At 38.2% G+C, this 14,910-nt stretch carries 14 protein-coding genes; 10 read left to right on the forward strand and 4 right to left on the reverse strand.

All coding sequences use genetic code 11. From position 1 onward, the window contains the following. The first annotated feature begins 18 nt into the window (after window positions 1-18). Together porV and DRF61_RS20715 are read left to right on the forward strand one after the other, a co-directional pair. Window positions 19-1,182, forward strand: a complete 1,164-nt coding sequence (gene porV / locus DRF61_RS20710) for a type IX secretion system outer membrane channel protein PorV (protein WP_111960656.1) — start codon at window positions 19-21, stop codon at window positions 1,180-1,182. 326 nt (window positions 1,183-1,508) lie between these two features. Continuing rightward, entirely contained in the window at window positions 1,509-3,773 is a 2,265-nt protein-coding gene (locus DRF61_RS20715) for an FUSC family protein (protein WP_111960658.1), read from the forward strand. Here DRF61_RS20715 and DRF61_RS20720 read toward each other — a convergent pair. Both DRF61_RS20720 and DRF61_RS20725 read right to left on the reverse strand, forming a co-directional pair. After that, entirely contained in the window at window positions 3,754-4,368 is a 615-nt protein-coding gene (locus tag DRF61_RS20720; protein WP_111960660.1) for a 4'-phosphopantetheinyl transferase family protein, read from the reverse strand. The two genes, DRF61_RS20715 and DRF61_RS20720, sit on opposite strands and share 20 nt — an antisense overlap. A 196-nt stretch (window positions 4,369-4,564) precedes the next feature. Continuing rightward, window positions 4,565-5,095, reverse strand: coding sequence for a HugZ family pyridoxamine 5'-phosphate oxidase (locus DRF61_RS20725; RefSeq protein WP_111960663.1), 531 nt, complete (start codon window positions 5,093-5,095; stop codon window positions 4,565-4,567). Between the two features lie 166 nt (window positions 5,096-5,261). Here DRF61_RS20725 and ahcY point away from each other — a divergent pair, with 166 nt between their 5' ends. The 4 genes from ahcY to DRF61_RS20745 all read left to right on the forward strand — a co-directional run bounded on the left by ahcY (window position 5,262) and on the right by DRF61_RS20745 (window position 9,777). Further along, on the forward strand, window positions 5,262-6,578 hold the full coding sequence (gene ahcY / locus DRF61_RS20730; RefSeq protein WP_111960665.1) for an adenosylhomocysteinase: 1,317 nt from the start codon (window positions 5,262-5,264) through the stop codon (window positions 6,576-6,578). 111 nt (window positions 6,579-6,689) lie between these two features. After that, window positions 6,690-7,493 carry a hypothetical protein gene (locus DRF61_RS20735; protein ID WP_111960667.1) on the forward strand — a complete coding sequence of 268 codons (804 nt, stop codon included), beginning with the start codon at window positions 6,690-6,692 and terminating at the stop codon, window positions 7,491-7,493. A 236-nt stretch (window positions 7,494-7,729) separates the two neighbouring features. Beyond that, complete coding sequence (gene yiaA, locus DRF61_RS20740) at window positions 7,730-8,122, forward strand: inner membrane protein YiaA (protein WP_111960669.1); 393 nt, start codon at window positions 7,730-7,732, stop codon at window positions 8,120-8,122. Window positions 8,123-8,250: 128 nt separating this feature from the next. Further along, window positions 8,251-9,777, forward strand: coding sequence for a BspA family leucine-rich repeat surface protein (locus DRF61_RS20745; protein ID WP_111960671.1), 1,527 nt, complete (start codon window positions 8,251-8,253; stop codon window positions 9,775-9,777). 54 nt (window positions 9,778-9,831) lie between these two features. On the opposite strand, the gene purE is transcribed toward DRF61_RS20745, so the two are convergent. Then, complete coding sequence (purE, locus tag DRF61_RS20750) at window positions 9,832-10,335, reverse strand: 5-(carboxyamino)imidazole ribonucleotide mutase (protein ID WP_111960673.1); 504 nt, start codon at window positions 10,333-10,335, stop codon at window positions 9,832-9,834. Window positions 10,336-10,533: 198 nt separating this feature from the next. On the opposite strand from purE, the gene DRF61_RS22745 reads away from it, so the two are divergent. The 4 genes from DRF61_RS22745 (at window position 10,534) to DRF61_RS20765 (ending at window position 14,599) form a co-directional block, all read left to right on the forward strand. Then, on the forward strand, window positions 10,534-10,674 hold the full coding sequence (locus DRF61_RS22745; protein WP_157963416.1) for a bacteriocin-like protein: 141 nt from the start codon (window positions 10,534-10,536) through the stop codon (window positions 10,672-10,674). A 145-nt stretch (window positions 10,675-10,819) separates the two neighbouring features. Then, the gene (locus DRF61_RS20755) at window positions 10,820-11,725 is read left to right on the forward strand and encodes a DMT family transporter (RefSeq protein ID WP_111960675.1); all 906 of its coding nucleotides are present in this window, start codon (window positions 10,820-10,822) and stop codon (window positions 11,723-11,725) included. Window positions 11,726-11,900: 175 nt separating this feature from the next. Next, entirely contained in the window at window positions 11,901-12,467 is a 567-nt protein-coding gene (locus DRF61_RS20760; protein ID WP_111960677.1) for a hypothetical protein, read from the forward strand. A gap of 8 nt (window positions 12,468-12,475) precedes the next feature. Next, a complete protein-coding gene (locus DRF61_RS20765; RefSeq protein ID WP_111960679.1) occupies window positions 12,476-14,599 on the forward strand; it encodes a cation:proton antiporter in 2,124 nt (707 codons plus the stop codon). Between the two features lie 62 nt (window positions 14,600-14,661). Here the strand turns inward: DRF61_RS20765 and DRF61_RS22750 are convergent, their stop codons facing one another. After that, the gene (locus tag DRF61_RS22750; protein WP_146897209.1) at window positions 14,662-14,856 is read right to left on the reverse strand and encodes a bacteriocin-like protein; all 195 of its coding nucleotides are present in this window, start codon (window positions 14,854-14,856) and stop codon (window positions 14,662-14,664) included. Between the last annotated feature and the right edge of the window lie 54 nt (window positions 14,857-14,910).

The raw sequence follows: 14,910 nt of genomic DNA on the forward strand, positions 1-14,910 counted from the left end.
ATATATAAAAGACAACATATGAATTTAACTACTAAACTGCTTTTGGGATTTGGTTTAAGTGCTGGTTTTTTAGGCTATTCGCAAGATTTAAGTAAAATAAATCCAGTATTAACCGGAGCTCCTTTTCTAAGAATTGCACCAGATGCAAGAGCTGGAGGTATGGGAGACCAAGGGGTGGTAACTTCACCGGATGCATTTTCACAATTCTGGAATGCGGCAAAATATCCTTTTAGCAGAACAAGTTCTTCCATAGGTCTTAACTATACGCCTTATATGGGGAAACTTACCAATGATGTATTTTTACTATATGGTGCATTCCATAAATTTTTAGGCCAGGAAGAAAGATCCACTATTTCTGCAAGTATCTATTATTTCAACATGGGTGAGGTAGACCTTACTCAGCTGGTAGGTTCAGAAGTCACTTCTATGGGGACGTCAAAGCCTAATGAATTTTCCATTGACGTTGCTTACGGTCTGAAACTTTCTGACTCTTACTCAATGGCTGTTACCGGGAGATTCATCCGTTCGGATTTAGCCGGAGGCTTCAACACAGATACTACCCTTAAAGCTGCTAACTCTTTTGCAGTTGACGTTTCAGGATACTATACCTCTCCAAGATTTTCAAGTTTCGGAGGATATGATGGTAAAGTGAATGCAGGTTTTGCTATTCAGAACCTAGGTCCGAAATTAGACTATACAGGAAATGAAGAATCAAGATCTTATTTGCCTACGATGGCAAGATTAGGGCTTGGATATGATATGTATTTGGATGACATGAACAAGATCGGCATTAGTGTAGAAGGCTCTAAGATTTTGGTTCCGGGATCAGAATATGTAGGAATAGATCCTAACACAAGACAGCCAAGATATGAAGTCCCTAACGTAGGAGTAATGGCAGGGATCGGAAAGTCGTTCAAAAATAAAAACTCTATCATGATGAGTGGTGCTCTAGAATATTCTTATGACAATGCATTTGCCGTAAGAACAGGTTACTTCCACGAAAGTGAAGAGCAGGGAGCAAGACAGTTCGCTACAGCAGGTATCGGATTGAAATACCGTTCTTTCGGGCTTGATATTTCTTATCTGATCAATATGTCAAAAATCAATACTGCTTTAGATAATACCCTTCGTTTCGGTCTTACCTGGAACATTGGTGATGAAACATCTAATGTAGATTATTAAGATATTTAATACCCAAATACAAAAAGCCTCATTTTTATGGGGCTTTTTGTATGCACCGAATCGACAACCGGTCAATGGTGAATTTTGCTTCGCAAGTGAATAGTGAATTGAGGGATAAAAAAATTCACTGCAAAGCAAATTGACAGCGCAGCTTATTCATCATTCACACTCCTTTGGCAAATAGTACAATCCCAGCACTAAATTTGTGTTAGACTCAACCACAATCTATTACCAATTGAAAAATTATTAAAGAAATATAATATATAAGTTTGCAAAAGTCTCATTTTTATAAGGCATTTCTTGTTTTCAATAATTAATTTTGTAGTATGAACTATTCAGCAGAACTCAAAAAATTTGTTACCAGCCAATATGTATATTCTGCGATCAGAATTACGCTGGCAACCGTTCTGCCTTGTTTAGTCCTCGCCCACTTCGGAATCCTGAAAGAATACTTTTTATTTCCTCTAGGAACCAGCTTTGTAGCACTTTGTGACCAGCCCGGACCTTTTATCAGAAGGAGAAATGCGTTGACCTTTGCTATTTTTTGTTTTGTGTTCGTTGCATTTATTGCCAGCATGGTCATGAATTTTAAAGTCCTGGTCATCCTGGAGATCATTGTGTTCGGAATGTTTTTTTCCCTTATCGGGGTTTACGGACAGAGACTTGCCGCCGTGGGTTCGTTATCTCTTGTTGTGCTGGCGATATTTATTGACGGGCATCTTACAGGAGGTAATATTTTTAAAAGCCTGCTGATCTTTGCATCCGGCTGTATCTGGTTTTTATTGATTTTCCTTGTGGTTACCACCATCCAGCCTTATAAACTGGCAGGACAGATGATCGGGGAAAATTATCTGCAGCTCGCAGAATTTTTAAAAATCAAAGCTAATTATTACCAGAAAAACCCTGATTTTGATAAACTGACCACTCAGGTTATTGCCAAGCAGGTCGGGATCAAAAACCTTCAGGAAGAAACCAGGGAAACCGTTTTCAAGACGAGAACCATCGTTAATGAATCAACAACAACCAGCCGTCTGCTGATGCTGATGTTCTTGAATTCCATGGACCTTCATGAAAAGCTGATGACCTCTGAAAGTGATTATCAGAAACTGCAGCAAAGCTTTGAAGACAGTATGATCCTGGTCAATATCCATGATTACCTCAACCTGCTCGCCGAAGAAATTACCAATATTGGAATCTCGCTTCAGATCGGAACAAGGGCAAAATCCATTTTTGATCTGGAACATGAACTGAAAAACCTTAACGTTCATTATTTTGATTTACGCAATAAGCAGCTGACTCCGGATAATCTGGAAAATTTCATGATCCTCCGTCAGATCCTGATGCGCATCAATGAGATTACAAAAGAGATCAATGAAATTTATAAAGTATTTTCCCAGGATGTGAAACTGGCCAAAAGCCTTTCTACAGGGTTAGATTTAAAAAAGTTCATGCCTAATGAGGAAAAGCTCAACTTCAAAGTTTTAAGGAATAATATTTCACTTTCCTCCTCTCATTTCAGACATGCAATAAGAATTACAACTGCTCTGCTTGTGGGCTATCTTTTTTCTATGTTCGATTTTCTGGGCCTGGGCCATACCTATTGGATCCTGATCACGATTACAGCAATATTAAAACCCGCCTATTCCATTACGAAAAAAAGAAATCTACTCCGTTTATACGGAACCATTGCAGGCGCAGTTATTGCCTATACGATTCTACATTTTATACACTTCAATGGTCTTTTATTTACCATTCTGCTTTTGAGCATGATTATGTGTTTCAGCTTTCTGAAAGGCCGCTATTTCTGGGCGGTGCTGTTTATGACGATCTATGTATTTCTGAGCTTTAACTTTTTAAATCCCGGAAATGTAAATGTGATTTTTAAGGACAGAATTCTGGATACCATTATAGCCGGAGTTATTGCTTTTGCCGTATCCTATATTGTTCTGCCTGTATGGGAGCATACTCAGAATCTTGATCTGATGAAAAAATCTGCGGCAGACAACCTGATCTATTTTGAAAGTGTCATTTCCAAGTTCTTACAGGGAAATTTTGACATTGAAGATTATAAAGTAAAGCGGAAAAATGCCATTATTTCGCTGGCCAACCTTTCCGACAACTTCCAGAGAATGATCTCTGAACCGAAGAACCAACAGAAAAAACTGGAAGTGGTACACCAGTTTGTCGCAACTTCACACCTGATCACAGCTTATACCGCTTCCCTTTCCCAATACTCTAAAAACAATGAAAAGTATCCTGAAATAGATGCCGAAAGCTGGAGCAGAAAGATTGAAGCCGAAATGCAGCAAACGTCCGTTTTATTACATGGAAACGAGATCAATGAAGCTTTAAAAATGGAAAGCCGTCTGGAACCGGAAGATTCTTCCATTGAAGATCTGATTTCAAAAAGAAAAACGGAGATAGAGGAAAATGATCTGGTTGACAGAAGAGATCCTGATAAAATTTCACATTTAACAGAACTTAAAAACATCCACGATATTCTGGAACTGATCTACGACGTAGCCAAAGAGCAGAGAAAAGTAATTGAAAAATACAGAAGCGAAGCTGATTCTATTCCTCCACGATCGTAAAGCAGTAGTCATCAAAAAATTCCACTCTCGCCTTGAATTCGTCTGAAAACTGTTCATCATAAACCCTGCAGCTTATTTTATAAAGATGCTTGAGCTCAAACGGCTTTACTTCGTAATTCTTCTTAAGAGACCAGTATTTGGAATGATGGATCTTGTACATGCTTTCCTTTACACTCCATATAATAGTATAGAAAGCGGGGGCATTATCTTCAGGAATAAATCCTCTTTCATTCTCGTAAGTGAATTTATCAATAACCCTTAAAATTTTTGGATTGAATTTTTCAATATCAATACCTATTTTATTTTTAGAAACTGCTATAGCTGCGAAAGGAAATGAATGAGTGATAGAAATTTCCGCATCTTTAGGAGAAAGGAAAGGTTCCCTTTCTTTATATAGTATTTTGGAATTCGGTTTTAAACCTTTCAAAAGTTTACGGACCATGAGCACCTCCAGAAGCTTTTTCGGATGGTAGTCTTTTACCTTTTCAGCATTTTCCGGTTCCAGAAGCTCATTGATGTCAAGTTTTTCGCTTTCATCATATTTCCATACAAGAATCGTGGCATTGTCATCTGAAAAATCTCGGTAAAGGGGCATCGTTTTTTTATTCGATAAAAGTAGTGAAAAGATGTGGAAGATAAAAGAGGATGGGAGTAAGGAAGCACGAAGATGGAAGTTACTATTCGTTTGTCCATTAACTTTAAAGTTTTGATTACAAAGAATCTATTAAAAAAGAATTCTTCTTTACTTAATCATTATAAACTTCCATCTCCCCTCTCCCATTCTTATCTATTTATTTCGGCTGATGGTTCACATCATTTCTATGCTCAAGAATTTCAAGATTCTCATCTACAAAATAAGCGCTTCCAAATCCGTTCACATAAGAACCCTTTACAGGCTGCAGGGCAATAAGAATAAAATCTCCCATTTCTGAAATAACTTCAACCACTTTTCCGTGATTTTCTTTAAGCTTAGTAACAACAGTGTTCCAGGTTTCAGAATCTCTTTCTATCTGGGAAGCTGATGCCTCGATGGTGAGACGTTCACGGGCATAGATCTGCTTGGTTGCAGATTCGTCTTCAATAAACATCACTGAGGTTTTTCTTCCGTCCGCAAGATTTTTAGTATGTCTTGCCATAAAAGATACCAGAACATATAACGTGTTTCCTACCTGTACAAAGGGTGCATAGCTGGAATTAGGAGTTCCTTCCGCATCTACCGTGGCCAAAATCACACTTTTGGTACGTTCTATCAGTTCCTTTACTTTTGGAGCAACCGGCTTTGCTTTTCTGTTAGCCTCTCCCTGGATATTCGTATGGTTCATAGTATAAAATTTATCTGAACAAAAATAGTTATTTATATTAAGACTAAATAATATTAAATCATGTATAATCTCATAAACTCTAACCCCTTCTCCCGTTTTTTTATCTTAATTATTAATTGTAATTTTGCAGTTCGTTATCAATTGAATTTAAACTTATTCATTACATATGAGTACTACAACACAATACGTTCCTTACAAAGTGAAGGACATATCCCTAGCAGAATGGGGAAGAAAAGAAATTACCCTTGCCGAAGCAGAAATGCCAGGTTTGATGTCTATCCGTGAAGAATACGGACCATCTCAACCCTTAAAAGGTGCAAGAATTGCCGGATGTCTTCACATGACGATCCAGACAGCTGTTCTTATCGAGACATTGGTGGCTTTAGGAGCTGAAGTTACCTGGTCTTCTTGTAATATTTTCTCTACACAGGATCACGCTGCTGCGGCTATTGCTGCTGCAGGAATTCCGGTTTATGCCTGGAAAGGTCTGAACGAAGAGGAATTTGACTGGTGTATTGAGCAGACTTTATTCTTCGGTGAAGACAGAAAACCATTGAATATGATTTTGGATGATGGTGGAGATTTAACGAACATGGTTTTCGATAGATACCCTGAATTCACAAAAGATATCAAAGGACTTTCTGAAGAAACCACGACAGGTGTACACAGACTTTATGAAAGAATGAAGAATGGAACTTTAGTAATGCCTGCTATCAACGTAAACGATTCGGTAACTAAATCTAAATTCGACAACAAATACGGATGTAAAGAATCTGCAGTAGATGCTGTAAGAAGAGCTACAGACGTTATGCTTGCCGGGAAAAGAGTGGTAGTTTGCGGATACGGAGATGTTGGTAAAGGTACTGCTGCCTCTTTCAGAGGAGCTGGTTCTATCGTGACGGTTACTGAAATTGACCCAATCTGTGCACTTCAGGCTGCCATGGACGGTTATGAAGTAAAAAGACTGGATACAGTTGTAGACAATGCAGATATCATCATCACTACTACAGGTAACTTCAATATTGTAAGAGGAGAACATTTCCTTAAAATGAAAGATAAAGCGATCGTTTGTAACATCGGTCACTTCGACAATGAAATCGATATGGCCTGGTTAAACAAAAACTACGGTCAGACAAAATCTGAAGTTAAACCTCAGGTAGACATCTACACCTTAGAAGGCGGGAAAGAAGTAATCATTCTTGCTGAAGGTAGGTTGGTAAACCTTGGTTGTGCAACAGGACACCCAAGTTTTGTAATGTCTAACTCTTTCTCTAACCAGACTTTGGCTCAGATCGAACTTTGGAACAATTCTGCTGCTTACAAAAACGAAGTGTATATGCTTCCTAAGCATTTAGATGAAAAAGTAGCTGCTTTACACCTTAAAAAATTAAGCGTTGAACTGGAAACTCTTTCTCCAGAGCAAGCTGAATATATCGGTGTAGATGTAAAAGGGCCATTCAAGCCTGAGTACTACAGATACTAAGATTTATTTTAATCTATATACAATCCCATTATTCAATATAGTGGGATTTTTTTGTTTACTATATTTTCAAACCTAACAAGTATTCCTTATTTTTGAAAAATAAAAAAGAGAATGAAAAAATATTTATTTCTGGGGTTAATGGGCTCAGCGACAATTTTTACAAGCTGCAGCAGCGATGATAACGAAATTACAAATGATCCTTCAGAAAAAAAATTGTTATTAAGTAAAGTCACTACCATTTACTACGACAATCCTTCCAATCCTGAAACCACTGTATCTACATTCGAATACAACAGCCAGGGAGAGCTCATAAAAATGCTGTCCGGAGGGAGATCTTCCGTTTTCGAGTATAGCAACGGAAAACCGACAAAGGTAAATTACTACACAGCCACTCAGACTTTAGAGTATTATGCTGTATTTAATTATAATGGCGATCAATTAGTTGATATCAAAGCGATCTATACGAACCCGGATTTCAACAGAAAAAGCACTTATACATATAATTCAAACGGTAAACTCGTATCTTCCACCCTTTGCCAGTCAGAAGACTGCTCCAATCCCAGTACTTCCACATATGCTTATAACGGAGACAACATTTCCGTGGAAACTTCCACCATCGGAGGAACAATAAGCTCTGCTTATAAAAGAGAGTTGTCGTATGATGATAAATTAAGTCCGTTCACCAATACAAACAAGTACATGAGAATTATGATGGAAAGAGCCTATTCTTTAAGCAAAAACAATTATACAGCAGAAAAAATAAGCTACAGAAACAGTGACGGAAGCTGGACCCAAAATCAGAATATTACCTATACCATACAGTACAACAACGCTCAACTGCCCATTCAGGTGGTTGGAAAAGAAGCCAATGGAAACAATTACGTGCAATACAATTACGAATATATTACACAGTAACGGTTACAGAAAACTTTCCATTAGGAGAGTTTTTCTTTTTTGAAGCTATTCCCGCTATCCGCTTGTACTCCTCGCGCCAGACTTAAGCCTCACTGCTGTGGGGTAACCGCTTCTATCGGGGCTAATGGAATCCCAATTACTGCCGTATCCGTATTTTACCCATATTTTGGGTACAACGACTGTTAAGTTTAGAAAAAATGAATATATTTAGCCCCTAAAACAAAAACATTTAATTAATGAAAAAACAAAGGGTATCAAACGCGTTTGTAGCCGCATCTTGGGTAGCATTGGGAGCAGGAATGATAGGCTTCATCGTAGGTCTTGCCAGAGCAGAAATGCTGCTGAATGAAAAAGGATATTATTTTACCATACTTCTTTACGGGCTATTTGCCGTAGTTTCTCTGCAGAAAGCCGTCCGTGACCGTTTGGAAAATATCCCGGTAACGGATATCTATTATGGGATCTGCTGGTTTGCCACCCTTTCTTCCATCGTGCTGTTGGCAGTTGGGCTTTGGAATGCCACCATACTTCCAAGTGAAAAAGGATTTTATGCATTTGCATTTCTCCTCGCCCTTTTCGGAGCCATCTCCGTCCAGAAAAATACACGGGACAATATGATCCAGGAATAATAAAAAAACGCTTCAAATATTGAAGCGTTTTTTTATTAAAAGCAATATAATGAGAATACAGGAATAGATTTTCCACCATTTGCAGAATTTTATTAATTTACATATATTTATTTCCAAAAAACTAATATATGATTAATAAAATTCTATTATTTATTTCAATAATATTATTATTTCAACCTATCAAGGCCCAGGATGAATTTATTACAATCTGGAAGCCCAACCTCCAACCACTAAACTCCGTCACTATAGATGCTCCTGTGCAGGCAGGGGTTAATGAAATATGGTTTCCCGGAATTGGTGAAAACTACACCATTACTTGGGAAGAAGTAAACTACCCCCAGCATAATGGTACAATGGTGAATGTCAATTCGAACAAACAGGTACTGATTCAGTTCGGAGCTCCTCTGAACCCCATTCCTGCCAATGCCACTTATAAAGTAAAAGCAAGCAACGGAAACGGTCTTTTCAAACAGATTCAATTCAGCAGCAACATAGGCAACTCATGGACTAATTACGGAAATATTGATAAGATTATGGAAATAGTTCAATGGGGAAATATCCAATGGACATCTATGAAGAGTGCATTTGCAAACTGCCCTTCTCTCCAGCTGACTGCATCCGACGCACCTGATCTTTCCCTGGTTACTGATGCATCCTATATGTTTTACAATATCAGACAGTTTGCGGGAAACCCATCAATGGACACCTGGAATACATCGTCCATAATAAATTTTGAATATATGTTCGCCTGTCCTCCTTTTTTATCACAGGATAATTTTGATGCACCTATAGGTTCTTGGGATACTTCATCTGCCGGGAATTTCAGTTACATGTTTTACAATAACAAAAAATTTAATCAGAATCTGAATAACTGGAATACATCAAATGTTACAAATATGCAGTATATGTTCGCTGAAACACTTAATTTTAATCAGCCCTTGAACAACTGGAACACTTCGAATGTGACCAATATGACCTTCCTTTTCCATTTCAACCCCAATTTTAATCAGCCGCTCAACAATTGGAATATCTCCAACGCCACTGATATTTCCCATATGTTTCATGGCTGTACCGCATTCAACCAACCTCTTGATTCATGGAATACCAGCAAAGTGACTACTATCAGTACGATGTTTACAGGAGCGGTTCATTTTAATCAAAGTCTGGAAAACTGGAATCTTCCATTTCTTACCGATGCGCACACGGCTTTTTATAATTCGGGGATTAACTGTACAAATTACAGCAAAACCCTTTCCGGATGGGCCATAAATATCAATACAGCAAATAATATTAATCTGGGCCCGCTGCAGCCCCTTTCCTATTCTCCGGATATTATTGATAAAAGAAATATCCTGATTGCCAAAGGCTGGATTTTCACTTATGATCTGCCTGGAGATTGCCGTGTATTATCTGTTTCAGACTCACATTTGGAAGAAAGCGGATCTATCTATCCCAACCCCGTGCATCATAGCATTTTTATCAGGAATATGTCGGAAATCATTTCTTATATAATTCTGGATACATCAGGCAGAATATTAATGAAAGACCATATAAAAGGAGATAGCATCAATGTAGAATCTTTACTACCGGGAAATTATATGCTGCAGCTTATTTCAAAAGAAAAAATCCGGTCTTTTAAATTTATCAGGAAATAAAACAAAAATCGCCTTATCTTCTGATAGGGCGATTTTGTATTGGTGTATGTGCTATTAAAGATCAAAATGATTCGGGTGAATGGCTTTGATATCATCCACCGTTCCCAATACTTTGTCTTTTAAAGAATCCTGATATTTTTGAAGGTTTTCAGCAATCGCTTCATCCGCACTTCCTAAGATTTTCACTGCTAATATTCCTGCATTCAAAGCTCCGTTTAAAGCTACCGTTGCTACAGGAATTCCTCCAGGCATCTGAAGGATAGACAATACGGAATCCCAGCCGTCAATAGAATTGCTCGATAGAATCGGAACTCCTATCACGGGTAAAGTAGTACAGCTGGCTACCATTCCCGGAAGGTGTGCTGCCCCTCCTGCTCCTGCAATGATCACTTTAAGGCCTCTCTCTTTTGCTGTTTTTGCATAATCAAACATTCTTTCCGGTGTTCTGTGTGCCGAAACTACCGTCAGTTCGTATGGAATATCAAGGCTTTTCAAAAAACTTGCAGCCTGTTCCATGATCGGCAGATCGCTCTGGCTGCCCATTATAATTCCTACCATCTCAATTTTTATTAGATCGTCAAAGATAAAAAAATATAACCTTTTTTGAAGTATACATTTCTTCCTGCCTTCCAGTCTAAAAAAGATAAAAAGATTTCGCTTTATAAATCAAAAAAAGTTAAACTGTGTTAATCTTGATTCACTGTTATCATTTTTTTACAATATTTGTTTCACTAACCAACATAAAATTTATTCAAAATGAAAAATTTAAAAAAGCTTAAAAAAGAAGAACTAAAAAAAGTTTTAGGAGGTATGGAGGCCTGCTCATTCCAGCTTTGCTTTAGAAACGGCAAATGGCAATGTGTTCCTTTTGACACATGCGGAGGATTCCAACCTTAAAAGCCAAAAGAGTACATTAAAAGTGTACTCTTTTTTATTGTTACATATTTTACCTGTTCTTCTGAGCCTTCAAAAAACACAGCAACTGTACCCATCCGCTTAATTTCATAACCTGTATATTTGCTTGGCCTATTTAATTTCTACATTGAAAGACTATAAACTTACTTTTGCAGTACTGACCGTTGCCATTGTATGGGGAACTACCTTTTTGTCGATCAGGGTAGCAGTCGAGACCATTCCCGCATGGTTTGTCGCCGGGATACGTCAGTTTCTGGCCGCTATTATTATGTTTCTGATTCTTCTGTACAGGAAAGAATTTAAATGGATTGGTTGGGAAAAGCTGAAATACCAGCTTATTTTTTCGTCATTAATGCTGATTATTGCAAACGGAATGACGACGGTAGCGGAAGAAGAGGTTACCAGCAGCCTTACATCCCTGATCAGTGCCTGCTCCCCCATTCTCGTTTTTCTGGGAAGCCTGGCATTTGGACTTCAGAAGTTCCATGCAAGGGCTTTTATCGGTATCATCCTGTCTTTCAGTGGGATTGTTTTCATATTTTGGGATGGTATTCATGATCTCAAAAATCCGGACTATGCCTTAGGGATCCTGTTTCTGTTTATTGCCATTGCAGGCTGGGCTTCAGGAACAATCTTTACGAAAAAAATGAATATCCAGAGTGGCAATATTTTTCTGAATCTGTTTTACCAGTTTCTGTTTGCCGGGATCGTACAGATTATTTTTGCATTTCTGCTTTCAGAAAATTATAATTTTGAGAACTGGAGCTTAAAAAGCATATCTGCTATGCTTTATCTGGCCGTTTTTGGCTCTGTAGCAGCATTTTTTGCTTTTCATTATGCTTTAACAAAGATTTCGCCGGTGCAGATATCGATACTTGCCTACATCAATACCCTTATCTCTATATTTTTAAGCTGGCTGATTCTTAATGAGGAAATCAGCGTCAAATTTATCATTGCAGCCATACTGATCATCCTTGGTGTATTCATCATTAATTATAATCCACAAATGTTCAAAAAACAAAAAATAGAATAATAATAATAATAATAATAATGAAATTAGACCTTCCGGTGGGTGGATATTCCAATTCGTTGAAGTCAAAACTATTGATTTCAACGGCGTAATTTTTCCCGAATTTGAGCGGATAGGGGCAGGGAGATTTTATATTTTCCTTATTTTTCCTTATATTGTTTACACCAACACTGACAATATGCTTAAAAACACATTTTTCATCCTTCTTGCCGGCTCATTTTTACTGATCAGCTGTGATTATAAGGAAAAAGAAAAAAATCTGACAGAAAGGGAAAAACAGTTGCTCGAAAAAGAAAAAACATTCGCTCAAAAAGAATCTGAATATCAGTCTCTTTTAAAAATGAGGGACAGTATTTTTGCAAAAAAAGATTCCGTTAGGATCGCTTTATGGCCGGAAGAAATCTCAGGACTATGGACCGGAAAAGTCATCTGTACAGAATCTAACTGCAGTGACTATGTAGTGGGTGATCAGCGTACGGATACCTGGGAATTCGACAGTGACTCTATTCATCTGTCGGCAAAAATCATCAATAACAATAACCTGGTAAGGGTTTATTCCGGAAAGTTTGAGCATAATGAGATTAAGCTTAATTTCAGGACAGATTCCACTTCTCAAAAGAAAGTAGAAATGAATGTCCTGCTTAACGATATTTCGGATACCAAACTGAAAGGCACAAGAACTATTATTGCCGACAATGGCTGTACAGCCAAATTTTCCGTCGAATTAGTACGTTCCACAAAATAAAAACACCTATGATTTTACTGAGTATACATAATCTGAGTTTTCCTATAGAAGATCCGGTTCTAAAATTCCTGTTGGTATTGGTTATCATCCTTGCCGCTCCCCTGCTTCTGAATAAAATTAAAGTTCCGCACCTGCTGGGCCTTATCATTGCAGGAGCTGTAATAGGACCAAACGGTTTTAATGTGCTGGCAAGAGACAGCAGCATTGTTGTAACGGGAACTACAGGCCTTCTTTATATCATGTTTCTTGCAGGACTAGAAATTGATATGGGTGATTTTAAAAAAAATAAATGGAAAAGCCTTACTTTTGGAATCTACACATTTACCGTTCCGTTCGTTCTGGGTTATCTGGGCGGTTACTATCTGTTGCATTTCTCTATACTGACTTCCATTCTTTTTGCAAGCCTTTTTTCTTCACACACACTGATCGCCTACCCATTGGTCAGCAAATTGGGAATTGCCAAAAATAAAGCGGTAAATATTACAGTCGGCGGAACCATGATTACTGATATTCTGGCGCTTTTGGTGCTTGCCGTGATTGTAGGAATGTCGCAGGGTGATGTAGGTACGGAGTTTTGGGTTAAACTCTCCGTTTCCTTTATCGTTTTTGCTCTCATTGTTTTGATTGTATTCCCTATGATAGGACGATGGTTCTTCAAAAAGGTAGATGATAAGATTTCACAGTATATTTTTGTCCTTGTGATGATTTATCTGGCAGCAATGCTTGCTGAACTTGCCGGGGTGGAAGCTATTATCGGCGCGTTCTTTGCCGGACTTGCTCTAAACAGGCTGATTCCGCATACCTCATCTTTAATGAACAGAGTAGAATTTGTAGGAAATGCGATCTTCATTCCATTCTTCCTGATCAGTGTAGGAATGCTGATCGACTTTAAAGTTTTCTTTAAAAGTTGGGAAACACTGGAAGTAGCAGGAATCATGCTCGTTGCATCCATCGGAGGAAAGTATATCTCAGCGGTAATGACCCAAAAGACATTCCGGCTGTCCAAGGATGAAGGAAAGCTTATTTTCGGACTGAGCTCCGCTTCTGCAGCAGCAACATTAGCCTCCGTAATGGTGGGATACAATATTATTCTTTCTGAAACTGAGACCGGCGAACCGGTAAGATTACTAAATGAGCATGTACTGAACGGAAGTATTCTTCTGATCCTTATTTCCTGTACCATCTCTTCATTTATTTCAATGGCCAGTGCCCAAAAAATTGCAGAAAGTGACAATGAAGATACAGTTTCCGGCAACAGCCATGAAGAGGAAAATATCCTTCTGGCTATTAACCATGAGGAAACCGTGGAGAGAATGGTGAATCTGGGTATTTTAATCAAGGCCCATTCTAATACAGAAAACCTGTTCGCTTTGAATGTGATTAATGAGGATAAAAATGAATCTTCAGTGAAAAATGCTGAAAAACTTCTCCATCAGGCAGCCGATGCAGCAGCAGCCGCTGACGTTAAAATGCAGTCTCTTAAAAGGTATGACAATGATGTGATCAATGGGGTTAAAAATGTCATTAAGGAGCAGAATATTACCGATCTTATTATCGGTCTGGAGGATGAGAAAGGCTTTTCCCCCTCTTTTGTGTACAACCTTTACAGCGGTTATCTTCAGAATGATGATGTGAATGTACTGGTATATCATGCCGCACAGCCACTATCCACGATAAAGAAATATGCAGTGATGGTCCCGGAGAATGCCCATAAGGAAGCAGGATTTTTCCATGCGCTTCTGAGGGTATGGAATATTGCCAGAAATTCCGGTGCCAATGTAGTTTTTTATGCTCCGGAAAATATTCTGGATATTCTTCAGAAGATTGTTAAAAAAGCCAATATAGAAGCAGAGTTTATCATTATGAGTACCTGGCAGGACGGCGAAAAAACAGCGGCTAAATTGAAAGAAGATGAAGCACTGATTGTCCTGATGGCCAAACGCGGCATGAAGTCCTATATTCCTCGGATGAGACTTATCCCGGAATTGCTGAACAAATATTTAAATGATAATAATTATCTGTTGATCTTCCCATTTTCAGAATTTGATGAAAACAGCCCGGAGATACGTTCAGTAGGGAACCATGGGGATTTTGTGGAGATTGGAAATGTAATCCAGAAGATTTTTAAATGACAGGAATAAATAAAAAAGCCGGAAGAAAAATCTTCCGACCTTAGGCTACCAAAGGGGTATCTTTATTGTATGTACCAACGTCCACAAGCATTATGACAACCCAAATTAATATCAGGGTCATAATTTGGAGATTGAAGACAGGCAGTCTGACTTGTATAATATGGCTGCCCTGAGCCCCACCATTGTGCACATTCCGGAGTAATTCCTCCTTTTACAGATTTTAAAGATTCTCTTGAAATTTTTTTTAAATTTTTCATAGTAAATAATATTTGATGTTTCTCCTCCTTTATACTTTAGGATTCGTATTATGA

It is taken from the genome of Chryseobacterium lathyri, from assembly GCF_003290185.1.
GTDB classification, from domain to species: domain Bacteria; phylum Bacteroidota; class Bacteroidia; order Flavobacteriales; family Weeksellaceae; genus Chryseobacterium; species Chryseobacterium lathyri.